Raw genomic sequence first — 24,586 nt, forward strand, 5'->3', positions numbered from 1 at the left:
GACGCGCACCCGGCCCCGGCCGGCGTACGGAAGGAAGGCGGTGCGGAGCGGTCAGGCGCCGATCGCGTGCAGGCCGCCGTCGACGTGGACGATCTCGCCCGTGGTCTTCGGGAACCAGTCGGAGAGCAGGGCCACGATGGCGCGGCCGGCCGGCTCCGGGTCGGACAGGTTCCACTCCAGCGGGGAGCGGCTGTCCCAGACGCTCGCCAGCTCGGAGAAGCCCGGGATGGACTTCGCGGCCATCGAGCCCAGCGGGCCGGCGGAGACCAGGTTGCAGCGGATGTTCTGCTTGCCCAGGTCACGCGCCATGTAGCGGCTGGTGGCCTCCAGGGCGGCCTTGGCCGGGCCCATCCAGTCGTACTGCGGCCAGGCGAACTTCGCGTCGAAGGTGAGGCCGACGACCGCGCCGCCCTCGCTCATCAGCGGCAGCAGCGCCATGGTCAGGGACTTCAGGGAGAAGGCCGAGACGTGCATGGCGGTGGCGACGGACTCGAACGGCGTGTTGAGGAAGTTGCCGCCGAGCGCGTCCTGCGGGGCGAAGCCGATGGAGTGCACGACGCCGTCGAGGCGGTCGCCCAGGTGCTCGCGGACCTGGCCCTCCAGGCGGGCGAGGTGCTCGTCGTTGGAGACGTCGAGCTCCAGGACCTTTACCTTCTCCGGGTGGGGGAGCTTCTTGGCGATGCGCTCGGTCAGCGTCGGCCGGGGCCAGGCGGTGAGGATGATCTCCGCGCCCTGCTCCTGGGCCAGCTTCGCGGCGTGGAAGGCGATGGAGGACTCCATCAGCACACCGGTGATGAGGATCTTCTTGCCCTCGAGGATTCCAGCCATGGTGATCAGTGACCCATTCCCAGTCCGCCGTCAACCGGAATGACGGCTCCAGTGATGTACGAGGCGTCGTCGGAGGCGAGGAACCTCACGGCCGCGGCGATCTCCTCCGGCTGCGCGTAGCGGCCGAGCGGGACCTGGGACACGATGCCCGCGCGCTGCTCGTCGGTGAGCACGGAGGTCATGTCGGTGTCCACGAAACCGGGCGCGACGACGTTGAAGGTGATGTTCCGCGAGCCGAGCTCACGGGCGAGCGAGCGGGCGAAGCCGACCAGACCGGCCTTGGAGGCGGCGTAGTTGGCCTGGCCCGCGGAGCCCAGCAGGCCGACGACCGAGGAGATCAGGACGACGCGGCCCTTCTTGGCGCGGAGCATGCCGCGGTTGGCGCGCTTCACGACCCGGAAGGTGCCGGTGAGGTTGGTGTCGACGACGGAGGTGAAGTCCTCCTCCGACATGCGCATCAGGAGCTGGTCGCGGGTCACGCCGGCGTTGGCCACCAGGACCTCGACCGGGCCGTGCTTCTCCTCGATCTCCTTGTACGCCTGCTCCACCTGCTCGGCGTCGGTGATGTCGCACTTGACGGCCAGGCAGCCCAGCTCGGTCAGCGCGGCCGGCGGCTCGCCGGAGCGGTACGTGAACGCGACCTGGTCGCCGGCCTCGGCGAACGCGCGGGCGATGGCGAGGCCGATGCCCCGGTTTCCTCCGGTGACGAGAACCGAGCGGCTCAACGGATCACCCTTTCGATCAGCGGTCTGGTACGTCGAAAACCTATCGGTCCGTTCCTCGATCCGCGGAATCGGGCCCTGACAGTGGCGTACGGATGTCACTGTCGGGTCCCTACAGAAATCCCTGGGCATTCCGGCCCGAAGCGCGACATGATCGGGACGACCGGTCGCACACGACAGGAGACAGCTGTGCCATCTGAGGCCCATTCCATCGATCCGGCCTTCACGGCCCTGCCGCTGAGGGCGCTCGCCGACGCGGCGCTCGCGCGGGCGCGGGCGCTCGGCGCCGAGCACGCGGACTTCCGGCTCGAAAGGGTGCGCAGCGCCGCGTGGCGGCTGCGGGACGCCAAGCCCGCCGGGTCCTCGGACACCACCGACCTCGGGTACGCGGTGCGGGTGGTGCACGGCGGGGCCTGGGGCTTCGCCTCCGGGGTCGACCTGACCATGGACGGGGCGGCGAGGGTCGCCTCGCAGGCCGTGGCCATGGCGCAGCTGTCGGCGCGGGTCATCGCCGCGGCCGGCTCCGACGAGCGGGTCGAGCTGGCGCCGGAGCCGGTGCACGCGGACAAGGTGTGGATCTCCTCGTACGAGATCGACCCGTTCTCCGTGCCGGCCGAGGAGAAGAGCGCGCTGCTCGCCGACTGGTCCGGGCGGCTGCTGCGGGCCGACGGGGTGGCGCACGTGGACGCCTCGCTGCTCACGGTCTTCGAGAACAAGTTCTACGCCGACACGGCGGGCACCGTCACCACCCAGCAGCGGGTGCGGCTCCACCCGCAGCTCACCGCGACCGCCGTGGACGGCACGACCGGCGAGTTCGACTCGATGCGGACGATCGCGCCGCCGGTCGGCCGGGGCTGGGAGTACCTGACCGGGACCGGCTGGGACTGGGACAAGGAGCTGGAGGAGATCCCGGAGCTGCTCGCGGAGAAGATGCGGGCGCCGAGCGTCGAGGCCGGCCGGTACGACCTGGTCGTCGACCCGTCGAACCTGTGGCTGACGATCCACGAGTCCATCGGCCACGCCACCGAGCTGGACCGGGCGCTGGGCTACGAGGCGGCGTACGCGGGCACCTCCTTCGCCACCTTCGACCAGCTGGGCAAGCTGGCGTACGGCTCCTCGGTGATGAACGTGACCGGTGACCGCACGGCCGAGCACGGCCTGGCCACCATCGGGTACGACGACGAGGGCGTCGAGGCGCAGTCCTGGGACCTGGTGAAGGACGGCACGCTCGTCGGCTACCAGCTGGACCGGCGGATCGCGAAGCTCACGGACCTGGGGCGGTCCAACGGCTGCGCGTTCGCGGACTCCCCCGCGCACGTGCCGGTGCAGCGGATGGCGAACGTGTCGCTCCGGCCCGACCCGGGCGGCCTGTCCACGGAGGACCTGATCGGCGGCGTCGAGCGGGGCATCTACGTGGTCGGCGACCGGTCCTGGTCGATCGACATGCAGCGGTACAACTTCCAGTTCACCGGCCAGCGCTTCTTCCGCATCGAGAACGGCCGGCTGGCCGGGCAGCTGCGGGACGTGGCGTACCAGGCCACCACCACCGACTTCTGGGGCTCGATGGAGCAGGTCGGCGGCCCGCAGACCTACGTCCTCGGCGGCGCCTTCAACTGCGGCAAGGCCCAGCCGGGCCAGGTCGCCGCCGTCTCGCACGGCTGCCCCTCCGCCCTCTTCCGGGGCGTCAACATTCTGAACACGACGCAGGAGGCCGGTCGATGACCGCGACCACGATGGACGGGACCCTCTGCTGGGGGTCCGGGGGTCGCCCCCCGGGAAAGCACAGCCTGAACACGACGCAGGAGGCCGGTCGATGAGCCGCGTCAGCAAGCCGTACGAGATCGTCGAGCGGGCGCTGGAGCTGTCCCGGGCCGACGGGTGCGTCGTCATCGCGGACGAGGAGTCCTCGGCCAACCTGCGCTGGGCGGGCAACGCGCTCACCACGAACGGCGTGACCCGGGGCCGTACGCTCACCGTGATCGCCACCGTGGACGGCGCCGAGGGCACCGCCTCGGGGGTCGTGTCGCGCTCCGCGGTGACCGCGGAGGACCTGGAGCCGCTGGTGCGGGCCGCCGAGGCGGCGGCGCGGGCGGCCGGGCCCGCCGAGGACGCGCAGCCGCTGGTCGAGGGCGTGCCCTCCTCCCCCGACTTCACCGACGCGCCCGCCGAGACCTCCTCCGCCGTCTTCGCGGACTTCGCGCCGGCGCTCGGCGAGGCCTTCGCCCGCGCGCGGGCCGGCGGCCGGGAGCTGTACGGCTTCGCGAACCACGAACTGACCTCCACCTACCTGGGGACGTCCACGGGGCTGCGGCTGCGGCACGACCAGCCCAACGGCACCCTGGAGCTCAACGCCAAGTCGCCCGACCGCACCCGCTCCGCGTGGGCCGGGCGCTCCACCCGCGACTTCAAGGACGTCGACCCGGCCGCGCTCGACGCCGAGCTCGCGGTGCGGCTGGGCTGGGCCGAGCGGCGTATCGAGCTGCCGGCCGGGCGGTACGAGACGCTGCTGCCGCCGACCGCCGTGGCCGACCTGCTGATCTACCAGCTGTGGTCGTCGATGGCGCGGGACGCGGTGGAGGGCCGTACGGTCTTCTCCCGGCCCGGCGGCGGCACCCGGCTCGGCGAGACCCTCTCGCCGCTGCCGCTGACCCTGCGCAGCGATCCGAACGAGCCGGGCCTGGAGTCCGCGCCCTTCGTGATCGCGCACTCCTCGGGCGACGACGAGTCGGTCTTCGACAACGGCCTGCCGGTCGCCCCGGTGGAGTGGATGCGGGCCGGCGTGCTCGACCGGCTGATCACCACCCGGCACACGGCGGGCCTCACCGGCCTGCCGGTGGCGCCGGGGGCGGGGAACCTGATCCTGGACGGCGGCGGGGAGCGCTCCCTGGAGGAGATGGTGGCCGCCACCGAGCGCGGGCTGCTGCTGACCTGCCTGTGGTACATCCGCGAGGTCGACCCGGCGACGCTGCTGCTCACCGGTCTGACCCGGGACGGCGTCTACCTCGTCGAGAACGGCGAGGTCGTCGGCGAGGTCAACAACTTCCGGTTCAACGAGTCCCCGGTGGACCTGCTGTCGCGGGCCACCGAGGCGGGCCGGACGGAGCGGACCCTGCCGCGCGAGTGGAGCGACTGGTTCACCCGGGCCGCGATGCCCGCGCTGCGGGTGCCCGACTTCAACATGAGCTCGGTCAGCAAGGGCGTCTGACCCGCCTAGACTGGGCTGTCACCCCGTAACCATCCAAGGAGACTGACGACCGTGACGGACATCGTCGACGAGCTGAAGTGGCGCGGGCTGTTCGCCCAGTCCACCGACGAGGACGCCCTGCGCAAGGCGCTCGCGGACGGCCCCGTCACGTTCTATTGCGGTTTCGACCCGACCGCGGCCAGTCTCCACGTCGGCCACCTGGTCCAGGTGCTCACCGTCCGCCGGCTCCAGCAGGCCGGTCACCGGCCGCTGGCGCTGGTCGGCGGGGCCACCGGCCAGATCGGCGACCCCCGCCCGACCGCCGAGCGCACCCTGAACGACCCGGAGACGGTCGCGAACTGGGTGACCCGGCTGCGTTCCCAGATCGAGCCCTTCCTCTCCTTCGAGGGGGAGAACGCGGCGGTCATGGTGAACAACCTGGACTGGACCGCCGGCCTGTCGGCGATCGAGTTCCTGCGGGACATCGGCAAGCACTTCCGGGTCAACAAGATGCTGACCAAGGACTCCGTGGCCCGCCGCCTGGAGTCCGAGCAGGGCATCAGCTACACCGAGTTCAGCTACCAGCTGCTCCAGGGCATGGACTTCCTGGAGCTGTACCGGCGGTACGGCTGCACGCTCCAGCAGGGCGGCTCGGACCAGTGGGGCAACCTGGTGGCCGGGCTCGACCTGATCCACCGGCTGGAGCCGGGGGCGCAGGCGCACGCGCTGGCGACCCCGCTGATGGTCAAGGCGGACGGCACCAAGTTCGGCAAGACCGAGAGCGGCGCCGTCTGGCTGGACCCGGAGATGACCACGCCGTACGCGTTCTACCAGTTCTGGCTGAACGTGGATGACCGGGACATCTCGACGTACATGCGGATCCTCTCCTTCAGGTCCCGCGAGGAGCTGGAGGAGCTGGAGGCGCAGACCGCCGAGCGGCCGCAGGCGCGGGCCGCGCAGCGGGCGCTCGCCGAGGAGCTGACCACGCTGGTGCACGGCGCCGAGCAGTGCGCGGCCGTCATCGACGCCTCCAAGGCGCTGTTCGGGCAGGGCGACCTGGCCGGGCTGGACGAGCCGACGCTGGCCGCCGCGCTCTCCGAGCTGCCGCACGCCCGGGTGACCGGGCTGGGCCAGGTCGTGGACCTGTTCGCCGAGGTCGGTCTGGTGGCGAGCAAGTCGGCCGCGCGGCGCACGGTGAAGGAGGGCGGCGCCTACGTGAACAACGTGAAGGTGACCGCCGAGGACGCCGTCGTCGAGGCCGGCGAGCTGCTGCACGGCCGCTGGCTGGTGCTGCGGCGCGGCAAGAAGAACCTGGCGGCGATCGAGTACACCGGCTGATCCACCGGGCACACATACCGGGAGGCCCGGTACGGCGACCGACCGCCGTACCGGGCCTCCTGGGTCTCCGGGCGGGTCAGGCGCGCTGTCTGTTGCCCTTGATCGAAGCCCAGACCATGTCACCGAGGCCGACCACGACCACGGCGCCGATGAGCTGGAGCAGGTGCCGGATCCAGTCGATGCCCTTGGTGTCCTCGACGCCGATCCAGCCGGCGACCGCGTTGCCCAGGATGCTGCCCAGGATGCCGCAGATCGTCGTCAGCCAGAGCGGGATCTGCTGCTTGCCCGGCAGGATGGCCTTCGCGATCAGGCCCAGGACGAATCCGACGATGATCGCCCACAACCAACTCATAGTCGCCTCCTCGTACGCATGTGGCCCCAGTCTCGGCCCACCGGTCATACGGCGCATGTCGGACGCCTCCATACGTGCCCCGGTCTCGTCGGCCCCGGCCCGGGGGCGTACGGTGGTCGGAGGTCCGGACCGGGGAGGGTCCGGCGCGAGCGGCGGGTGGTGGAACGCGATGCGGAAGCGCGGCGGACCCGAGGTATTCCGGATCACCGGGGCCCGGCAGGGGCTCGCGGACGACGTCCGGGGCAGGCAGCGGCGGTACGTCATCTCCATGGGCGTCCGGACGCTCTCCGTGATCGCGGCCGCGGCGCTGTGGAACGTGGAACGGCACGTGGCGGTCGTCGCGCTGGCGCTCGGCGTGCTGCTGCCGTACGTCGCGGTGGTGATCGCGAACGCGGGCCGCGAGTCGGCGCCCGCGCTGCCGTCGGCGTACCTGCCGGCACCGGTGCGGCCGGCGCTCGGCGCGGGCGACGGCGGAGCGGAATCCGGAGCGGAACGCCCGTACGGGCAGGGCTGATCGGGGCTGGTCCGCCCCGGTCACGGAACGTGGCGGGAAAGCGTCGGGAACCTCAAGAAAAGCTCAGATCAATCGTGAAGTTCCGGTGCACCGCACCCGGGGTGCCGTGACATACTGCGTACGCGCTCCGCATCCCCCGTCGGAGCGACGGACCGATGCCGGGCAGCTCCCCCCGTGGCTGCTCGGCATCGCCCTTGCTGGACAATGTTCCGGTGATCAATGGTCCCGTGAGTGACGAGAAGCCGATCTGCTCCGCGAAGGGCTGCCGGGCCGACGCCGTCTGGGTGCTCGCCTGGAACAACCCCAAGGTCCACACGCCGGAGCGGCGCAAGACCTGGCTCGCCTGCGAGGAGCACCGCGAGCACCTCTCCCAGTTCCTGGGCGTGCGGGGCTTCCTGAAGGACGTCGTGCCGTTCGCCGAGTGGGACGCGGACGGGGAGTCAGCCGCCGATCGCTGACATCGGGCGGTCCGGCTGGAGGAAGCTCGGGTCGTCCAGGCCCGAGCCGGCCTTCTTCCCCCACATCGCCTTCTTCCACAGCTCCGCGACGTCCGCGTCCGGCGCGTCCGAGCGGAGCGCGGCCCGCAGGTCCGTCTCCTCGGTGGCGAAGAGGCAGGTGCGGATCTGGCCGTCGGCGGTGAGCCGGGTGCGGTCGCAGGCCCGGCAGAACGGGCGGGTGACGGAGGCGATGACGCCGACCGTGTGGGGGCCGCCGTCGACGACCCAGCGCTCGGCCGGGGCGGAGCCGCGCTCCTCCGAGCCCTCGGGGGCGAGGGTGAAGCGGGTGCGCAGCGACTCCAGGATGTCCCCGGCGGTGATCATGCCGTCGCGCTTCCAGCCGTGCTGGGCGTCGAGCGGCATCTGCTCGATGAAGCGGAGCTCGTACCCCTCCTCGATCGCCCAGGCGAGCAGGTCGGGGGCCTCGTCGTCGTTGAGCCCCGGCATCAGGACCGCGTTGACCTTCACCGGGGTGAGGCCGGCCTCGCGGGCGGCGGCCATGCCGTCGAGGACGTCGTGGTGGCGGTCGCGGCGGGTGAGGGTCTTGAAGACCTCGGCCCGCAGGGTGTCCAGCGAGACGTTGACCCGGTCCAGGCCCGCCGCCTTGAGGGCGGTGGCGGTGCGCTTGAGCCCGATGCCGTTGGTCGTCAGGGACATCCGGGGGCGGGGCTCCAGGGCGGCGCAGCGCTCGACGATCCCGACGAGGCCGGGGCGGAGCAGCGGCTCGCCGCCGGTGAAGCGGACCTCGGTGACGCCGAGGTCGGTGACCGCGATCCGGATCAGCCGGACGATCTCGTCGTCGGTGAGCAGGTCGGGCTTGGCCAGCCACTGCAGGCCCTCTTCCGGCATGCAGTAGGTGCAGCGCAGATTGCACCGATCCGTGAGGGAAACGCGCAGGTCAGTGGCGACTCGGCCGTATGTGTCGAGGAGCACCGGTCCCCCTCCCCTTCTCCAGGTTCGCTTCTCTTCCGAGCCTACGTGACCGTGCGGACATCGGGCACGGCCCGATTGTCACGAGGACGGCACCGGCCGCGTCGTAGAACTCTACGACGCGGCCGGGGAATCGCTGCGGAACGTATACGAGCGGATGCGCCGGGGTCAGTGCTCGACCGCGGCGGCGGTGCCGACGCCGGTGAGGGACTTGACCTCCAGCTCGGCGTACTTGCCCTTGTCCGGCTCCTCCTTGGAGAGGAGGGAGCCGAGCCAGCCGAGGAGGAAGCCGAGCGGGATGGAGATCAGGCCCGGGTTCTCCAGCGGGAACCAGTGGAAGTCGACGCCCTTGAACATGGAGGTCGGCGCGCCGGAGACGACCGGGGAGAAGAGGACGAGGACGACGGAGGAGATCAGGCCGCCGTAGATCGACCAGAGCGCGCCCTGGGTGGTGAACCGCTTCCAGAAGAGCGAGTAGAGGATCGTCGGCAGGTTGGCCGAGGCGGCGACCGCGAAGGCGAGGGCCACCAGTCCGGCGACGTTCAGGTCGCGGGCGAGGGCGCCGAGGCCGATCGAGACGATGCCGATGAGGACGGTGGACCAGCGGGCGGCCCGCATCTCCTGCTTCTCGGTGGCCTTCCCGCGCTTGATCACGTTGGCGTAGATGTCGTGCGCGAAGGACGAGGAGGAGGCGAGGGTCAGGCCGGCGACGACGGCCAGGATGGTGGCGAAGGCGACGGCGGAGATGACGGCGAGGAGGATCGCGCCGGCGGTGGAGTCGGCGCCGCCGCCGACTTCCAGGGCGGTGAGCGGGGCCGCCGTGTTGCCCGCCTTGTTGGACGCCTTGATGGTGTCGCCGCTGAGCAGGGCGGCGGCGCCGAAGCCGAGGACGATCGTCATCAGGTAGAAGGCGCCGATGATGCCGATGGCCCAGTTGACCGACTTGCGGGCGGCCTTGGCGGTCGGCACCGTGTAGAAGCGGATCAGGATGTGCGGCAGGCCGGCGGTGCCGAGGACGAGGGCGATGCCGAGGGAGAGGAAGTCGAGCTTCGAGGTGGCGCTGACGCCGTACTTGAGGCCGGGCTCCAGGAACGCCTCGCCCTTGCCGCTGTTGGTGGCGGCGGCGCCGAGCAGGTCGGAGAGGTTGAAGTCGAACTTCAGCAGGATGAGGAAGGTGATGAGGAGGGTGCCCGCGATGAGCAGCACCGCCTTCACCATCTGCACCCAGGTGGTGCCCTTCATGCCGCCGATGGTCACGTAGACGATCATCAGGACGCCGACCAGGGCGACGATCGCGATCTTGCCGCCGTCGCTGGTGATGCCGAGCAGCAGCGAGACCAGCACGCCCGCGCCCGCCATCTGCGCGAGCAGGTAGAAGATCGAGACGACGATGGTGGAGGTGCCGGCGGCGGTGCGGACCGGGCGCTGGCGCATCCGGTAGGCGAGGACGTCGCCCATGGTGAAGCGGCCGGAGTTGCGCAGCGGTTCGGCGACCAGGAGGAGGGCGACGAGCCAGGCGACCAGGAAGCCGATCGAGTACAGGAAGCCGTCGTAGCCGTAGAGGGCGATGGCGCCGCTGATGCCGAGGAAGGACGCGGCGGACATGTAGTCGCCGGAGATCGCGAGGCCGTTCTGGAAGCCGGTGAACTGGCCGCCGCCGGCGTAGAAGTCGGCGGCGCTGCGGGTCTGCCGGCCGGCCCAGACCGTGATGGCCAGGGTGGCGATCACGAAGGCGCCGAAGAGGGCGATGATCAGCGGCCGGTGCTCGGTGGTGGCGCTGTCCGCGGCGAGCAGGACCGGGGCGGTGGCGAGGGTGCTCATGCGTCGCCCTCCATACGGGCCTTGATGGCCTCGCCCTTGGGGTCGAGACGGAGCGCGGCGTGGCGGGAGTAGAGCCAGGCGATGAGGAAGGTGGTGGCGAACTGGCCGAGGCCCAGGACGAGCGCCATGTTGATGTTGCCGAACAGGCGGATGCCCATGAAGCCGCCCGCGTAGTTCGAGAGCAGGACGTAGAGCAGGTACCAGGTGATGAAGGCGACCGTCAGGGGGAAGGCGAAGGAGCGGTAGGTGCGGCGGAGCTCGCCGAACTCCTCGCCCTGCTGGACCTCGACGAACTGCTCCGTGGTGGGCCGGGCGGGACCGGTGTCGGTCTCGGTGCCCTTTCTCGGCGGCGGCGGTGCTTCGGTAGCCACGGAATCTCCTCGTGACGCGGGGACGGACGGCATGGTCAAGGGGGCCTCACCTGGGGGTGCGGGAACGGGGGCGCCTGCCGGAGCCCCTCCCCTGCTCAACGGCACGGAGCCCGATGCGAAGTGGTTCAGCGGAGGGGAATTCTTCGGGGGAATCTTCATCAAGTCTTCTCAACTCATTGATGAGCGGGGAAGATCAGCGATAGCTTCACTCGTCATGCACCTGCCTACGCGCAACCCCGCGCGCGGGCAGTACATACGGATGATGTGGAGAACCCATGGCTCATCTGGGATCGAGGCGCGGCAGGGTACTCGCTCTGCCTGCTGGTCTCGCGCTCACCGCTTCGCTCGGCTTCCTTCCCTCCGGCGCCGCCTCCGCCGCGGAACTGAGCGATGCTCCGGCGGCCGCCACCGTCGCGGCGACGGGCGAGAAGCTCTCGTACGTCGTCAACATCGAGGGGGGCCGCTGGACGGCCTCCTCGGTGAAGAAGGCGATAGCCGCCGCCGGCGGCGAGGTCGTCATCGCGTACGACCAGATAGGCGTCATAGTCGTCCACTCGCAGAACCCCGCGTTCGCGGAGACGATCCGCAAGGCCCGCGGTGTGGTGTCGGCGGGTGCGACCCGCACCGCCCCGCTGACCGTGCAGGGCGACGACTCGGTCGGCGGCGCCACCGAGGAGCTGACCGCGGCCGAGGCCACCGCCGCCGCGGCGACCGCCTCCGGCGAGCAGGACCCGCTGGAGCCGCTGCAGTGGGACCTCCCGGCCATCAAGGCCGACAAGGCGCACCAGAAGACCCTCGGCAGCAGCCGGGTCACCGTCGGCGTCATCGACACCGGCGTGGACGACACCCACCCGGACCTGGCGCCGAACTTCGACGCCGGGGCGTCCGCCAACTGCGTCTCCGGCAAGCCGGACACCACCCCCGGTTCGTGGCGCCCCAACCCGGGCGAGTCGGACCACGGCACCCACGTGGCCGGCACGATCGCCGCCGCGAAGAACGGCGTCGGCATCACCGGTGTCGCGCCGGGCGTGAAGGTCTCCGGCATCAAGGTGTCCACCCCGGACGGCTTCTTCTACACCGAGGCCGTGGTCTGCGGCTTCGTGTGGGCGGCCGAGCACGGCGTCGACATCACGAACAACAGCTACTACACCGACCCGTGGATGTTCGCCTGCAAGACGGACGAGGACCAGAAGGCCCTCGTCGAGGCGGTCACCCGCGCGACCCGGTACGCGGAGAAGAAGGGCACGGTCAACGTGGCCGCGGCCGGCAACTCCAAGTTCGACCTCGCCGCCGACGAGATCGTGGACAACTCCAGCCCGAACGACACCACGCCGGGCGACCGGGTCATCGACCCGAGCGAGTGCTTCGACTACCCGGCCCAGCTGCCGGGCGTCGTGACGGTCTCCGCGACCGGCGCGAAGGACCTGAAGGCGTCCTACTCGAACTACGGTCTCGGCGTCATCGACATCGCCGCCCCCGGCGGCGACCGCACCGAGTACCAGACCCCGGACGCCCCGGCGGTCAACGGCCGCATCCTGTCGACCACGGTCAACGGCGGCTACAACTACAAGGCCGGCACGTCGATGGCGTCCCCGCACGCCGCCGGTGTGCTCGCGCTGCTGAAGTCGACGCACCCGAAGGCGAGCCCGGCCGCGCTCAAGGCGCTGCTGTACGCGCAGGCCGACGAGCGCTCCTGCACCAACCCCTACGACATCGAGGGCGACGGCAAGGTCGACGCCGTCTGCGAGGGCGGCGAGCAGAAGAACGGCTTCTACGGAGCCGGTCTGGTGGACGCGCTGGACGCGGTCCGCAAGCACTGACGCCCTGGCGTCCGCGGGGCCCCGGTGTGGTGCGCCACACCGGGGCCCTTCGCGTGTCCGGGGGTGGCACCCAGTGCCATAGTGCGGGCATGGACAGCACGGTTCGGAGCGGTACGGAAGCACTGTGGTCGGTCCTCGGCGGCGATCCCGCCCTGACCGGCCGGGTGGAGTACACCGGGGTCTCGGGGCTGCTGCCGGCGCGGCTGCCGGTGATGGACCTGGCCCGGGCGGCGGTCGCCGTCTGCGGGCTGGCGGCCGTGGAGCACGCCCGCGCGGCGGGGCCGGTGCGGGTGGACGACGGGGCGGTGGCCACCGCGTTCGTGAGCGAGCGTCACCTGCGGGTGGACGGGCGGGCGCCGGTGAGCTTCGCGCCGCTGTCGCGGTTCTGGCGGGCGGCCGACGGGTGGGTCCGCACCCACGCCAACTACCCGCACCACAGGGCCGCGCTGCTCGCGGCGCTGGGCGCGGCCGACTCGGTGGAGGCGGTGGCGGAGGCGATCGGCGCGCGGAGGGCCGTCGACGTGGAGTCGGCGGTGTACGGCTCCGGGGGCCTCGCGGTGGCGCTGCGGACGCCCGCGGAGTGGGCCGCCCATCCGCAGGGCCGGGAGGTGGCGGCGCGGCCGGTGCTGAGCCGGGAGCGGCTCGACGAGGCCCCGCCCCGGCGCCGCACCGGGCCGCCGCGGGTGCTCGACCTGACCCGGGTGATCGCGGGGCCGGTGGCCACCCGGACGCTGGCGCTGCTCGGCGCGGACGTGCTGCGGATCGACCCGCCGGGCAGTCCGGAGCTGGCGGACCAGCACGCGGACGCGGACGTCGGCAAGCGGACGGCGGCCCTGGACCTGGACCGGCGCGCGGACCGGCGGACCTTCGACGAGCTGCTCGACGCGGCGGACGTCCTGGTGACCGGCTACCGGCCGGGGTCCCTCGACCGGTACGGCCTGGAGCGGCCGGGCCTGGTGACGGCGCGGCTGTCGGCGTGGGGCGACTACGGGCCCTGGGGCGGGCGGCGCGGCTTCGACAGCCTGGTGCAGGCGGCCACCGGGCTCGCGGTCACGGAGGGGTCGGCCGCGGAGCCGGGGGCGCTGCCGGCGCAGGCCCTGGACCACGGCACGGGCTATCTGCTGGCGGCGGCGGTGCTGCGGTCGCTGACGGAGCGGGAGCGGGACGGCGGCGGCCGCCTCGTGCGGCTCGCGCTGGCGCAGACGGGGCACTGGCTGGCGCACGGGCTGCCCCGGTACGACCCGGAGCGGTACCTCGCGGAGTCGGAGGGGCCGCTGGGGCGGCTGCGGCACGCGGTGTCGCCGGTGGCGTACGAGGGCGGCCCGGCGGGCTGGTCGCGCCCGCCGGGCGTGTGGGGCGGGGACTCCCCCGCCTGGCTCACGGGGTGACGAGGACCTTGAGGGCGGTGCGCTCGTCCATGGCCTTGTAGCCGCCGGGGACGCCGTCGAGGCCCACGGTCAGGTCGAAGACCGGGGAGGGGTCGATGCGGCCGTCCAGGACGTCGGCGAGCAGCTCCGGGATGTAGGCGCGGACCGGGGCGACGCCGCCGCGCAGGGCGATGTTCCGGTCGAACATGACGGAGAGGTCCAGGCCGGTGCCGGAGCCGTGCGGGACGCCGACGTAGCCGATGGAGCCGCCGTCGCGGGTGATGTTCACGGCGGTGCGCATGGACTGCTCGGTGCCGACCGCCTCGATGACGCCGTGGGCGCCCTGGCCGCCGGTGAGCTCGCGGACGGCGGCCTCGGCGGCCTCGCCGCGCTCGGCGACGACGTCGGTGGCGCCGAAGGTCCGGGCGAGGTCGGTGCGGGCGGTGTGGCGGCCGAGCGCGATGATCCGCTCGGCGCCGAGCCGCTTGGCCGCGAGGACGCCGCAGAGGCCGACGGCGCCGTCGCCGACGACGGCGACGGTGGAGCCGGGGCGGACGCCGGCGCCGAGGGCGGCGTGGTGGCCGGTGCCCATGACGTCGGAGAGGGCGAGCAGGGCGGTGAGCAGCCGGTCGTCGGAGGCGGCGTCGGCGGGGAGCTTGACGAGGGTGCCGTCGCCGAAGGGGACGCGGACGGCCTCTCCCTGGCCGCCGTCGGAGCCCGCGGAGCCCCAGAAGCCGCCGCGGGGGCAGGAGGTCTGGAGGCCCTCGGCGCAGTAGTCGCAGGTGCCGTCGGACCAGACGAAGGGGGCGACGACGAGGTCGCCGGCCCGGAAGCCGCGGACCTCGGAGCCGGCCGCCTCGACGATGCCGAGGAACTCGTGGCCGATGCGCTGGCCGGGCTGCCGGGCGGACTCGCCGCGGTAGGCCCACAGGTCGCTGCCGCAGATGCAGGCGCGCAGGACCCGCACGACGACGTCCGTGGGGTCCTGCACGACCGGGTCGGGCACCTCCTCCACGCGCATGTCGAAGGGGGCGTGGATGGTGGTGGCGCGCATGGTTCCTCGTCCGGGTCAGCTGGTTGTACGACGTTCACCGTACATCGCCTGGAGGGCGCCCGTGGTCAGCAGGTACTGGGCGGCGATGTAGGTCAGCATGACCCAGAAGTCGGGAGCCGGCAGCTGGGGCCAGTCGGCGATGCCGGTGGCGATGAGGGTGTCGGAGAGCAGGAAGAGCGCGCCGCCGGTGCCGGCCAGGACCCCGAGCGAAGAGGCGCGGTACGCCATCGCGGTGAGCAGCAGCGAGTAGCCGGCGACGGGGATCCGCAGGTCGGCCGGGAGGTCGGGCCAGAGGGCGACGACGGTGCCGGTGAGGGCGAGGGCGTAGAGCGCGCCGAGGGCCGGGGAGGTGCGGCGCCTGCCGAAGAGGGTGAGGTAGCAGACGTGGCCGAGGGCGAAGGAGCCCATGCCGACGAGGAAGGCCCAGTCGGCGTCGAACAGCAGGAAGACGTCGCCGCCCCAGCCGAGGAGGAGGGCGGCGATCAGCAGCTTCGGGGCGCCGCGGGTGGCGGCGTGGGCGGCGAGCAGCGGCATCAGGAGCGGCTTGGCGACCAGGTGGCCGGTGTCCGCGCCGGCGAGCAGCGAGCCGAGGTCGGCGACGGCGGCGAGGACGAAGGCGCCGAGCAGGGCCCGGGACGGGGTGTTCACGCGGCGGGCTCCGGGGCGGTCTGGTCGGGCTGCGGGGCGGTGCGGGCCGGCGGCTGCCAGCCGGGGCCGCGGAAGACGCGTCCGGCGCGCTCGCGCCAGTCGCCGGCGGCGCGGACGTCGCGGGCGATGGCGGCGTACTCGTGGGTGGCGACGCGGAGCGGGTTGTAGGTCTCGATGTTCTTGGTGAGGCCGTAGACGGGCCGCTCGGTCTCGCCGGTCCAGGAGCCGAACATCCGGTCCCAGACGATCAGGATCCCGCCGAAGTTGCGGTCCAGGTAGCCGCCCTGGGAGGCGTGGTGGACGCGGTGGTGGGAGGGGGTGTTGAGGACGTACTCGAAGGGCCGGGGCAGCTTGCCGACGCGCTCGGTGTGGATCCAGAACTGGTAGACGAGGTTGATCGAGTAGCAGAAGGCGACGGCGGCCGGGTGCACGCCGAGGGCGATCAGCGGCAGGTAGAAGGGCCAGCCGGTGACGCTGGTCCAGGGCTGGCGCAGCGCGGTGGTGAGGTTGAACCTGCGGCTGCTGTGGTGGACGACGTGGCAGGCCCAGAGGACCCGGATGACGTGGTGGCCGCGGTGCTGCCAGTAGTAGAGGAAGTCCTGCGCGAGCAGCATCAGCGGGACCGTCCACCACAGCACGGGCACCCGCAGCGGCGTCAGCTCGTAGACCGCGGTGTAGATCGCGACGATCGGGATCTTCCACAGGGCGTCGAAGGCGAGGCTGCCGAGCCCCATGCCGACGCTGGTGACGGCGTCCTTCGTCTCGTAGCCGGCGGCGTCCTCGTCGGGACGCAGCCGGACGCTGATCACCTCCACGACGGTGAGCAGCACGAACGCCGGTATGGACCAGAGCACGACATCGGGCAGGTTGGGCATGCGGTCGACGGTAGGGCTCCGCCGCGCCGCCCGGCTAGACGTTGTTACCAACAAGTATGCGAGACGACTTGTCAGCAGCCTTTGGCGGCTTCCGACAATCGGCTCCCCCCGGTCACACCCCCGCCGCGTCCAGGAGGGAGCCCGCGGCGTAGGTGACGGCCATGGCCAGGGCGCCGCCCGCGACGGTGCGGAGGGTGGCCCGGGGCGCGGGGGCGGCGGCGAGGCGCGCGGACCACCAGCCGGTGAGGGCGAGCGCGGCGAGGACCGAGCCGACGGTGACCCAGAGGCGGACGGAGGCGGGCGGCAGGACGATCGCGAGGAGCGGGAGCAGGGCGCCGGCGGTGAAGGCGAGGAAGCTGGCCCAGGCGGCGTGCCAGGGGTTGGTGAGGTCGTCGGGGTCGATGCCCAGCTCCACGCGCGCGTGGGCCCTGAGGGCGTCGCGTTCGGTGAGCTGCACGGCGGCCTCGCGGGCCACGTCCGGGGTGAGGCCGCGGGCGGTGAGGAGGTGGGTGAGCTCGTCGAGTTCGTCCTCGGGGCTCTCGTGGAGCTCGCGCTTCTCGGTGGCGAGGGCGGCGGTCTCGGAGTCGCGCTGGACGGAGACCGAGACGTACTCCCCGACCGCCATGGAGAGGGAGCCCGCGAGGAGGCCGGAGAGGCCGGCCGTGAGGAGGGCGGCCTGGGACTCGGTGGCGCCGGCGACGCCGACGACCAGGCCGGCGGTGGAGACGATGCCGTCGTTGGCCCCGAGGACGGCGGCGCGGAGCCAGTTGAGACGGGACCCGAGGGCCCCGCCGTGGGCCTCGGGTACGGGGGGTGCGGTCACCCTCAGGAGGGTCGCACCCCCCGGGTCGCCAGACGCGGACCGACCCGCCCGGGGCGAACGCCGGGCTGGTGGCCCCCTCCGGGACCTTCTCCAGGGGGGTGGCGACCTCCGCGACGGACGGGCCGTGGACGGCCGCGAGCCGGTCGAGGAGGGTGAGGTCGAAGCCGTAGACGCGGGCCGCGTTGCCGCCGACCATCGCCGCCACCTCCGCGCGCGGCAGGCCCGCGCAGGCCGCGCGGAGCCCTTCGCGGGAGTACGGGGCGGTGCCCTCGTCGTGGGGGTAGTCGCTGCCCCACATGATCTTGTCGAGGCCGGTCTCGTACCGCTGCGCCAGCTCGCGCCGCTTGGTGTTGGTGGCGCAGACGAAGACCTGCCGGTCCAGGTACTCGCTCGACGGCCGCCGCAGCTCGGCGAAGGGCGAGAGCTTCTTGCCGCCGTGGGCGCCGAGGCAGAGCCGGTCCATGAACCACAGCAGGTTCGGCAGCCCCGGGTGGCGCTCGAAGACCCCGGACCAGAGCAGGAACCACAGCGGCCGGGCCGGCCACCAGGTGACCTCGGAGACGTAGATGCCGAGGTGGTCGCCGTACTCCTCGCGGGGCGGGGCGCCGGAGTGGGTGACGACGGGCATCCCGGTCTCGGCGGCGGCCGCCCACACCGGGTCGTAGCGCCGGTCGTGGTAGGGCGCCTTGTCGACCCACATGGACGGGATCATCAGGGCGCCGGGGCCGACGGCGCCGACCCGCTCCTCGCCCGCGCCCTGGCGGCCCCGCCCGAGCCGGAGCGGCTCTTCGCGCTCTCCGCCCGCGCCCTGGCGGCCCCGCCCGAGCCGGAGCGGCTCTTCGCGCTCTCCGTCCGCGCCCTGGTCGAGGGCCTCCTGGCGGGCCCTCCGGCCCCCGCGGCGATGGACATCACGGACATAGAGGGCACCGAGGGCGGTGCTGTCGGTCGCGGGCCGTATTCTCAATGACCATGCTCGACGACCGCACGACTGCAGCGACGTGGCCGGCCGCCTACCCCCGGGGGTACGCGGTGGTCGACGTGGAGACCACCGGTCTCGCCCGCGACGACCGGATCGTGTCCGCCGCCGTCTACCGCCTCGACGCGCAGGGGGACGTGGAGGACCACTGGTACACGCTGGTGAACCCGGAGCGGGACCCCGGCCCGGTCTGGATCCACGGCCTCACCAGCGACGTCCTCGAAGGCGCGCCGCTCTTCGCGCAGATCGCCGAGGAGTTCTCGGCCCGCCTCGACGGCCGCGTCCTCGTCGCGCACAACGCCATGTTCGACTGGCAGATGATCGCCCGCGAGTACGCGCGCGCCGAGCGGACCGCGCCGGTGCGGCAGCGGCTCTGCACCATCGCGCTCTCCAAGGAACTGGCACTGCCGCTGCCCAACCACAAGCTGGCCTCCCTCGCCGCCCACTTCGGCGTGGTCCAGGAGCGGGCGCACGACGCGCTCGACGACGCGCGCGTGCTCGCCGAGGCCTTCCGCCCCAGCCTCCACGCGGCGGCGGAGCGGGGCGTGCGGCTGCCGCTCCTGGAGTGCCGTCCGCTCACCGAGTGGGCGTCGGCGCCGGCCCGCCCGCTGGTCGGCGCCCAGTCCTCGTACCGGGCGGGCGGCTGGCGCCCCGCCCGGAAGCGGCCGGCCTGCCCCTACCCCAACCCCGGCCGCTACGAGAGCGACAAGCCGCTCAAGCAGGGCATGCGCGTGGCCTTCTCCGGCGACACCTCCGTCGACCGCGAGCTCCTGGAGGACCGCACGGTCGAGGCGGGGCTGCACGTCGCCACCTCCGTCTCCCGGCTCACCAGCCTCCTGGTGACCAACGACCCGGACGCCGGCACCTCCAAGACGGCCAAGGCGAGGGCCTTCGGCACCCCGGTCGTCGACGAGGCCGCCTACGCCCACCTGCTGCGGGACGTGGCCCCGGCAGACGGGTGACACCCCGCCCTCCGGCGGGCGTGCCGCGCGGCGCGGACGGGGCCGGGGCCCCACCCTGTGGCGCATGGCACGTTGTGAGGTCTGCGGAAACGATTACGGCATGTCCTTCGAGGTGCACGCGCAGGGCGCGGTGCACGTCTTCGACTGCTTCGCCTGCGCCATCCACCGCATGGCGCCCATCTGCGAGCACTGCCGGGTCCAGATCATCGGACAGGGCGTCGAGGTCGAGGGCAACTGGTACTGCGGCGCCCACTGCGCCCGCGCCGAGGGGAAGGCGGGCATCGTCGACCGGGTGTGAACCGCCCCCGTACACATCAGAAGAAACGATCCTGGCATCAGAAGAAACGATCCTGGTCGGGTGACGCCGGTCACCCGACCCCCTGTGCGGACGCCCCGCCGACCCGCAGGTACGGTCATGGGGTGTACCGCTTCCTGTTGTCCCGGCAGTGGGTGATCCTCACCCTCATCGGCCTCGTCCTCATCCCCGTGATGATCGAGCTGGGCTTCTGGCAGTTCCACCGGCACGAACGCCGGGTGGCCCAGAACGCCCTGATCGCGGACAACCTGGAGGCCGCGCCGGTACCGGTCGAGGAGCTCAGCTCCCCCGGCCACGTCGTCCCCCGCGCCGACTACTGGCGCCGGGTCACCGCCACCGGCACCTTCGACACCGCCCACGAGGTCGTCGTCCGCCGCCGCACCTCCTCCGACGACCGGGTCGGCGCGCACGTGCTCACCCCCCTGGTGCTCAAGGACGGGCGGATCGTCCTCGTCAACCGCGGCTGGGTGCCCGGCGCGGCGAACCAGCGCGACTACCCCGACGTCCCGCCCGCCCCGAAGGGCGAGGTCACCGTCGTCGGCCGGCTCAAGGCCGACGAGACCACCGGCGCCAGCGGCATCAAGGACCTCAAGGGCCTGCCGGACCGTCAGGTGATGCTCATCAGCAGCCGCCAGCAGGCCGAGCTGATCGGCCGCGAGGTGCTGGGCGGCTACGTCGAGCAGACCGAGCCCGCCGAGCCCGGCGGCTCCCCCGAGCAGATCCCCACGCCCGACCACGACTCGATCGGCGCCCACATGGCGTACGCGGTCCAGTGGTGGCTCTTCGCCGCCGGCGTGCCGGTCGGCTGGTTCGTCCTCGTCCGGCGCGAGAAGCGCGACCGCGAGAACGGCACCACCGACGGCACCACCGCCATCGGAGACGGGGACGGAGACGGCGGCGAGCCGGACGGAGCGGCCCCGGAGGCAACGCGGGAGGACGGCGGCGCGATCCGGGCCGCCTCGCCCCGCTGATTGACCGCCGCCGCTTGCGGGAACAGCCCAGAACGTGACCCGACGCATCGACGACTACGCCCTGATCGGCGATCTCCAGACCGCCGCGCTCGTCGGCCGCGACGGGTCGGTCGACTGGCTCTGCCTGCCCCGCTTCGACTCCGCCGCCTGCTTCGCCGCCCTCCTCGGCGACGAGGACAACGGCCACTGGCGGATCGCCCCCAAGGGCGCGACCGACTGCTCCTCCCGGCGCTACGCCGAGGACTCCCTGGTCCTGGAGACCCTCTGGGAGACCCGCACCGGCACCGTCAAGGTCATCGACTTCATGCCCCAGCGGGACCGCTCGCCGGACGTCGTCCGGATCGTCGAGGGCGTCAGCGGCCGCGTCGAGATGAGCTCCGTGCTCCGCCTCCGCTTCGACTACGGCTCGATCGTGCCGTGGATGCGGCGGTCCGAGGGGCACCGGGTCGCCGTCGCGGGGCCCGACGCCGTCTGGCTGCGCAGCGAGCCGCCCGTGAAGACCTGGGGCCAGCAGTTCTCCACCTGCTCCGCCTTCACCGTGGCCGCCGGGGAGCGCGTCGCCTTCGTCCTCACCTGGCACCCCTCCCACGAGCGGCGGCCCCCGCTCGTCGACCCCTTCGAGGCCCTGGAGCAGTCGCTCGCCGACTGGCGGGAGTGGACCGCCCGGTGCGCCTACCGGGGGCCGTACCGCTCCGCCGTGATGCGCTCCCTCATCACCCTCAAGGCGCTCACCTACGCCCCCACCGGCGGGATCGTCGCCGCCCCCACCACCTCCCTGCCGGAGGAGATCGGCGGGGTGCGGAACTGGGACTACCGGGCCTGCTGGCTGCGCGACTCCTCCCTCACCCTCGGGGCACTGCTCGCCGCCGGATACGCCGACGAGGCCGCCGCCTGGCGCGACTGGCTGCTCCGCTCGGTCGCCGGCGACCCCGCCGACCTCCAGATCATGTACGGGCCGGCCGGCGAACGACGGCTCCCGGAGACCCCGCTGCCCTGGCTGCGCGGCTACGCCGACTCGCGCCCCGTCCGGACCGGGAACGCCGCCGTCGAGCAGTTCCAGCTCGACGTGTACGGCGAGGTGATGGACACCCTGCACCTCGCGAGCGCGGCGGGCATCCCGGCCGAGCGGCACGCCTGGAACCTCCAGCTGAGCCTGCTCGGCTTCCTGGAGTCGCACTGGCGCGAGCCCGACGAGGGCCTGTGGGAGGTCCGCGGCCCGCGCCGCCACTTCACCCACTCCAAGGTGATGGCCTGGGTCGCGGCCGACCGCGCGGTGCGCGCCCTGGAGGCGGACCCCTCGCTGCCCGGGGAGCCGGGCCGCTGGCGGGCGCTGCGGGACGAGATCCACGCGGAGGTGTGCGCCCGGGCGTACGACCCCGGGCGGAACACCTTCACCCAGTCGTACGGCTCGCGGGAGCTCGACGCCGCCACCCTGCTGATCCCCCGGGTGGGCTTCCTGCCGCCGGACGACCCCCGGGTGGTCGGCACGGTCGACGCGGTGCGGGATGGACTGACCCACCGGGGGTTCGTGCGGCGCTACACCCCCGATTCGGGGGCGGTCGACGGGCTGCCGGGCCGGGAGGGCACCTTCCTCGTCTGCTCCTTCTGGCTCGCCGACGCCCTGCGGATGACCGGGCGCGCGGACGAGGCCCGGGCGCTGTTCGAACGGCTCGTGGGGCTGACCAACGACGTGGGGCTGCTCGCGGAGGAGTACGACCCGGCGACGGGCCGGCAGCTCGGCAACTTCCCGCAGGCCTTCAGCCACATCGGCCTGGTCGGGACGGCGCTCGCGCTGGGCGGGGACGAGACGGCAGGATAGGTCCATGGATCTTGGACTGAAGGACCGCGTGTACGTCGTCACGGGCGCGACCCGGGGGCTCGGCCGGGCCTCCGCGGAGGCGCTGCTCGCCGAGGGCGCCCGGGTGGTGGTCACCGGCCGCGAGGAGGCGACCGTCGCCGCCGCGGTCGCGGAGCTGGGCGAGGGGGCGGCGGGGCTCGCCGCGGACAACGACGACCCCGGGACCCCGGCACGGCTGATCGCGGAGGCCCGCGCCCGGTTCGGCGGTTTCGACGGCGTCCTGATCAGCGTCGGCGGGCCGGCCCCGGGCTTCGCGGCGGACAACACCGACGAGCAGTGGGAGGCGGCCTTCAGCACCGTCTTCCTCGGCGCGGTGCGGCTCGCCCGGGCGGCGGCCGAGGCGCTGGGCGAGGGCGGGGTGATCGGCTTCGTCCTGTCGGGGTCGGTGCACGAGCCGATCGCGGGCCTGACGATCTCGAACGGTCTCCGCCCCGGTCTCGCGGGCTTCGCCAAGTCCCTCGCCAACGACCTGGGCCCGCGCGGGATCCGGGTGGTCGGCCTGCTGCCGAACCGGATCGACACCGACCGGGTCCGGCAGCTCGACGCCCTCTCCGGTGACGCGGAGGCCTCCCGCGCGGCCAACGAGCTGGCGATCCCGCTGCGCCGCTACGGCACCCCGGAGGAGTTCGGCCGCACGGCCGCCTTCGTGCTCTCCCCCGCCGCGTCGTACCTGACGGGCCTGATGCTGCCGGTGGACGGCGGCGCCCGCCACGGCTTCTGACGGGACGCCGGCTCAGGTCACCCGGCGGGCCCGGTGCTTGACCGCCCGCAGCCGGGCCTCGGTGGGCAGCGCCGCCAGTCCCGCCGAGGCGCGGGCGCGGTCCAGCGTCTCGCCGCCGAGCCCGGCCAGGGCCTCGCCCGGGGAGGCGTACGGCTCCAGGAGGAGCGCGATGCGGGTGCGGGGCGCGGTGCGGCGGCCGGTGAGGGCGACGCGCGCCTGGGCCACGCCCTCCTGCGCGGTGGCGTCCGCCTCCAGGACGCCCTCCAGGGCCCGGCCGCGCAGCACGGCGGCGTCGCCGTCGCCGGTGTCGACCAGGAGCTCGGCGAGCCGGGCCCGGCGGAACTGGGCGAGCAGCCACCAGAGGCCGAGCAGGACGAGGACCCCGAGCACGGCGATGACGGTCGGCCACCACCAGCCCTCGGCCCGCCAGCGCTGCCGCCGGGCGGCGGACAGGAGCACGTCGCCGGGGCCGGACCAGGGCCACCAGGACGGCACGGGCAGGTCGAGGCCGGCGGCGAGGACGGCACCGCCGGCGAGGACGAGGAGCAGCCCGGCGAGGCCGAGCAGGATGCGGTTGACGCGCCGCAGGACGGCGGTGACCGGTGCGTTCACGGGCTTCACCCCTTCTTGGACGGGCGGTTCACCCGGACGGCCAGCGCGAGGGGGCGGGCGAGCCCGAGGTCCTCGACGCCGTCGGTGAGGACGCGCTCGACGTCGGCGCGGACGTCGTCGAGCGGGCGGAAGTGGGAGACGGCCCGGACGGCGACCTTGGCGCGGCCGACCCGGACCTTCACGGACTGCACGCCCGAGACCTCCATGGCGCGGTCGCGCAGGGCGAGGGCGGCGGCCTCCCGGTCGAGCCCGGCGCGGACGTCGGGGTGCGCGCGGCGCATCGGGAGCACCGAGCGCAGACCGGGGGTGGACGCCAGGACCAGCAGCCAGACGCCGAGCAGGACGGCGAGTCCGGCCGCCGCGAGGGTCAGGGCGTCGTCGAGGGGCCGGGTCGCGAGGTAGTCGGCGAGCTCGCGCCGCCAGCTCATGGCGCTCCGGTCGGCCCGGACCGCGGCCACGTCGTACAGCAGCAGTCCGGTCCCGGCGAGGACGAGGGCGGCGAGCAGTCCGGCGGGGATCCGCCGGACGGACCAGAAGCGCCGGACCCGCCCCGGGGGCGTGCCGGCCCCGGCGAGGACGGGGACGCCGTCGCCCGTTCCCCCCGCCCCTCCCCCGTCGTCGGTCCCGGCGGTCTGCGGGGGGACGGTGGGCCGTTCGGGTGTCGTCATGCCAGACGGCCCTTCCTGGCGGCCGGCGCGGTGCGCGCGGAGTGGAGGCGCTCGACGTGCACGGAGACCTCGTGGACCTCCATGCCGACCAGTTCCTCCACCCGGGCGCGGACCCGGGCGCGGACGGCCCCGCAGCGGCGCCCGACGTCCGTGGGATAGCCGAGTTCGAGACTGATCGAGATGCGGGCGGCGTCCCGGTGGACGACGACCGAGGCGTGCGGCCGGTGGCCGCCCGCCGGCAGGCCGCCCAGGGCTTCCCGGGCGGCTCGCGCGGAGATCTTGGCGACCACCCGGTCGGCGATCGTGGTCGCGCCCCGTTCGCGCACCGGCGGGCGTTCCGTGACGTCGGTGGTCACCC

General features: G+C 73.2%; 26 protein-coding genes and 1 pseudogene. 13 read left to right on the forward strand and 14 right to left on the reverse strand.

What is annotated here, in order from left to right:
- Window positions 1–51: 51 nt before the first annotated feature.
- Both fabI and fabG read right to left on the reverse strand, forming a co-directional pair.
- The gene (fabI, locus tag ACF1ED_RS10795) at window positions 52–828 is read right to left on the reverse strand and encodes an enoyl-ACP reductase FabI (protein ID WP_391758817.1); all 777 of its coding nucleotides are present in this window, start codon (window positions 826–828) and stop codon (window positions 52–54) included.
- Window positions 829–833: 5 nt separating this feature from the next.
- Entirely contained in the window at window positions 834–1,553 is a 720-nt protein-coding gene (gene fabG, locus ACF1ED_RS10800) for a 3-oxoacyl-[acyl-carrier-protein] reductase (protein WP_391758819.1), read from the reverse strand.
- Between the two features lie 207 nt (window positions 1,554–1,760).
- Between fabG and ACF1ED_RS10805 the strand changes: the two genes are divergently transcribed.
- From ACF1ED_RS10805 to tyrS, 3 genes are all read left to right on the forward strand, one after another.
- Window positions 1,761–3,272 carry a TldD/PmbA family protein gene (locus ACF1ED_RS10805; RefSeq protein ID WP_391759750.1) on the forward strand — a complete coding sequence of 504 codons (1,512 nt, stop codon included), beginning with the start codon at window positions 1,761–1,763 and terminating at the stop codon, window positions 3,270–3,272.
- 91 nt (window positions 3,273–3,363) lie between these two features.
- Window positions 3,364–4,755, forward strand: coding sequence for a metallopeptidase TldD-related protein (locus ACF1ED_RS10810; protein ID WP_043219552.1), 1,392 nt, complete (start codon window positions 3,364–3,366; stop codon window positions 4,753–4,755).
- Between the two features lie 51 nt (window positions 4,756–4,806).
- Entirely contained in the window at window positions 4,807–6,072 is a 1,266-nt protein-coding gene (gene tyrS / locus ACF1ED_RS10815) for a tyrosine--tRNA ligase (RefSeq protein ID WP_391758821.1), read from the forward strand.
- A 76-nt stretch (window positions 6,073–6,148) separates the two neighbouring features.
- Here the strand turns inward: tyrS and ACF1ED_RS10820 are convergent, their stop codons facing one another.
- Window positions 6,149–6,424 carry a GlsB/YeaQ/YmgE family stress response membrane protein gene (locus ACF1ED_RS10820; RefSeq protein ID WP_391758823.1) on the reverse strand — a complete coding sequence of 92 codons (276 nt, stop codon included), beginning with the start codon at window positions 6,422–6,424 and terminating at the stop codon, window positions 6,149–6,151.
- A 169-nt stretch (window positions 6,425–6,593) separates the two neighbouring features.
- On the opposite strand from ACF1ED_RS10820, the gene ACF1ED_RS10825 reads away from it, so the two are divergent.
- On the forward strand, window positions 6,594–6,938 hold the full coding sequence (locus ACF1ED_RS10825; RefSeq protein ID WP_391758825.1) for a DUF3099 domain-containing protein: 345 nt from the start codon (window positions 6,594–6,596) through the stop codon (window positions 6,936–6,938).
- Between the two features lie 227 nt (window positions 6,939–7,165).
- Window positions 7,166–7,396, forward strand: coding sequence for a hypothetical protein (locus ACF1ED_RS10830; protein ID WP_391758827.1), 231 nt, complete (start codon window positions 7,166–7,168; stop codon window positions 7,394–7,396).
- Here ACF1ED_RS10830 and moaA read toward each other — a convergent pair.
- The 3 genes from moaA to ACF1ED_RS10845 all read right to left on the reverse strand — a co-directional run bounded on the left by moaA (window position 7,379) and on the right by ACF1ED_RS10845 (window position 10,557).
- Window positions 7,379–8,368: a GTP 3',8-cyclase MoaA gene (moaA, locus tag ACF1ED_RS10835; RefSeq protein WP_391758829.1), complete on the reverse strand. Its 990-nt coding sequence runs from the start codon at window positions 8,366–8,368 to the stop codon at window positions 7,379–7,381. The genes ACF1ED_RS10830 and moaA overlap by 18 nt on opposite strands.
- Window positions 8,369–8,533: 165 nt before the next feature.
- Window positions 8,534–10,186 (reverse strand): cation acetate symporter, encoded by a 1,653-nt coding sequence (locus ACF1ED_RS10840; RefSeq protein WP_391758831.1) that lies wholly within the window; start codon window positions 10,184–10,186, stop codon window positions 8,534–8,536.
- Window positions 10,183–10,557, reverse strand: coding sequence for a DUF485 domain-containing protein (locus ACF1ED_RS10845; RefSeq protein ID WP_391758833.1), 375 nt, complete (start codon window positions 10,555–10,557; stop codon window positions 10,183–10,185). Before ACF1ED_RS10845 ends, ACF1ED_RS10840 begins: the two co-directional genes overlap by 4 nt.
- A 275-nt stretch (window positions 10,558–10,832) precedes the next feature.
- On the opposite strand from ACF1ED_RS10845, the gene ACF1ED_RS10850 reads away from it, so the two are divergent.
- Together ACF1ED_RS10850 and ACF1ED_RS10855 are read left to right on the forward strand one after the other, a co-directional pair.
- Window positions 10,833–12,377: a S8 family serine peptidase gene (locus tag ACF1ED_RS10850; protein ID WP_391758835.1), complete on the forward strand. Its 1,545-nt coding sequence runs from the start codon at window positions 10,833–10,835 to the stop codon at window positions 12,375–12,377.
- 89 nt (window positions 12,378–12,466) lie between these two features.
- Window positions 12,467–13,765, forward strand: coding sequence for a CoA transferase (locus ACF1ED_RS10855; RefSeq protein ID WP_391758837.1), 1,299 nt, complete (start codon window positions 12,467–12,469; stop codon window positions 13,763–13,765).
- Here ACF1ED_RS10855 and ACF1ED_RS10860 read toward each other — a convergent pair.
- From ACF1ED_RS10860 to ACF1ED_RS10880, 5 genes and pseudogenes are all read right to left on the reverse strand, one after another.
- Window positions 13,755–14,798, reverse strand: coding sequence for a zinc-dependent alcohol dehydrogenase family protein (locus ACF1ED_RS10860; protein WP_391758839.1), 1,044 nt, complete (start codon window positions 14,796–14,798; stop codon window positions 13,755–13,757). The two genes, ACF1ED_RS10855 and ACF1ED_RS10860, sit on opposite strands and share 11 nt — an antisense overlap.
- Before the next feature lie 15 nt (window positions 14,799–14,813).
- Window positions 14,814–15,446: a lysoplasmalogenase gene (locus ACF1ED_RS10865; protein WP_391758841.1), complete on the reverse strand. Its 633-nt coding sequence runs from the start codon at window positions 15,444–15,446 to the stop codon at window positions 14,814–14,816.
- Window positions 15,443–16,321 carry a sterol desaturase family protein gene (locus ACF1ED_RS10870; RefSeq protein ID WP_391758843.1) on the reverse strand — a complete coding sequence of 293 codons (879 nt, stop codon included), beginning with the start codon at window positions 16,319–16,321 and terminating at the stop codon, window positions 15,443–15,445. Before ACF1ED_RS10870 ends, ACF1ED_RS10865 begins: the two co-directional genes overlap by 4 nt.
- A gap of 112 nt (window positions 16,322–16,433) precedes the next feature.
- Window positions 16,434–17,144, reverse strand: coding sequence for a VIT family protein (locus ACF1ED_RS10875; protein ID WP_391758845.1), 711 nt, complete (start codon window positions 17,142–17,144; stop codon window positions 16,434–16,436).
- A 103-nt stretch (window positions 17,145–17,247) separates the two neighbouring features.
- Window positions 17,248–17,871, reverse strand: a pseudogene (locus tag ACF1ED_RS10880) (amidohydrolase family protein); the annotation flags it as partial.
- On the opposite strand from ACF1ED_RS10880, the gene ACF1ED_RS10885 reads away from it, so the two are divergent.
- The 6 genes from ACF1ED_RS10885 to ACF1ED_RS10910 all read left to right on the forward strand — a co-directional run bounded on the left by ACF1ED_RS10885 (window position 17,818) and on the right by ACF1ED_RS10910 (window position 22,948).
- Window positions 17,818–18,111 (forward strand): hypothetical protein, encoded by a 294-nt coding sequence (locus ACF1ED_RS10885; protein WP_391758847.1) that lies wholly within the window; start codon window positions 17,818–17,820, stop codon window positions 18,109–18,111. The pseudogene ACF1ED_RS10880 and the gene ACF1ED_RS10885 overlap by 54 nt on opposite strands.
- Window positions 18,108–19,082 carry a DEDDh family exonuclease gene (locus ACF1ED_RS10890; RefSeq protein ID WP_391758849.1) on the forward strand — a complete coding sequence of 325 codons (975 nt, stop codon included), beginning with the start codon at window positions 18,108–18,110 and terminating at the stop codon, window positions 19,080–19,082. Before ACF1ED_RS10885 ends, ACF1ED_RS10890 begins: the two co-directional genes overlap by 4 nt.
- A 64-nt stretch (window positions 19,083–19,146) precedes the next feature.
- A complete protein-coding gene (locus ACF1ED_RS10895) occupies window positions 19,147–19,380 on the forward strand; it encodes a hypothetical protein (RefSeq protein WP_051787423.1) in 234 nt (77 codons plus the stop codon).
- 122 nt (window positions 19,381–19,502) lie between these two features.
- A complete protein-coding gene (locus tag ACF1ED_RS10900) occupies window positions 19,503–20,369 on the forward strand; it encodes an SURF1 family protein (protein ID WP_391758851.1) in 867 nt (288 codons plus the stop codon).
- 34 nt (window positions 20,370–20,403) lie between these two features.
- A complete protein-coding gene (locus tag ACF1ED_RS10905; RefSeq protein ID WP_391758853.1) occupies window positions 20,404–22,188 on the forward strand; it encodes a glycoside hydrolase family 15 protein in 1,785 nt (594 codons plus the stop codon).
- 4 nt (window positions 22,189–22,192) lie between these two features.
- Window positions 22,193–22,948 (forward strand): SDR family oxidoreductase, encoded by a 756-nt coding sequence (locus ACF1ED_RS10910; protein ID WP_391758855.1) that lies wholly within the window; start codon window positions 22,193–22,195, stop codon window positions 22,946–22,948.
- A gap of 12 nt (window positions 22,949–22,960) precedes the next feature.
- Here ACF1ED_RS10910 and amaP read toward each other — a convergent pair whose 3' ends face one another.
- From amaP to ACF1ED_RS10925, 3 genes are read right to left on the reverse strand one after another with little or no spacing between them, the layout of a single operon-like run.
- On the reverse strand, window positions 22,961–23,560 hold the full coding sequence (amaP, locus tag ACF1ED_RS10915; RefSeq protein WP_391758857.1) for an alkaline shock response membrane anchor protein AmaP: 600 nt from the start codon (window positions 23,558–23,560) through the stop codon (window positions 22,961–22,963).
- 5 nt (window positions 23,561–23,565) lie between these two features.
- Window positions 23,566–24,228, reverse strand: a complete 663-nt coding sequence (locus tag ACF1ED_RS10920; RefSeq protein WP_391758859.1) for a DUF6286 domain-containing protein — start codon at window positions 24,226–24,228, stop codon at window positions 23,566–23,568.
- Window positions 24,225–24,584 carry a hypothetical protein gene (locus tag ACF1ED_RS10925; RefSeq protein WP_391758861.1) on the reverse strand — a complete coding sequence of 120 codons (360 nt, stop codon included), beginning with the start codon at window positions 24,582–24,584 and terminating at the stop codon, window positions 24,225–24,227. Before ACF1ED_RS10925 ends, ACF1ED_RS10920 begins: the two co-directional genes overlap by 4 nt.
- Window positions 24,585–24,586: the final 2 nt, after the last annotated feature.

This window comes from Streptomyces sp. NPDC014656 (assembly GCF_043084305.1).
Classification (GTDB): Bacteria; Actinomycetota; Actinomycetes; order Streptomycetales; family Streptomycetaceae; genus Streptomyces.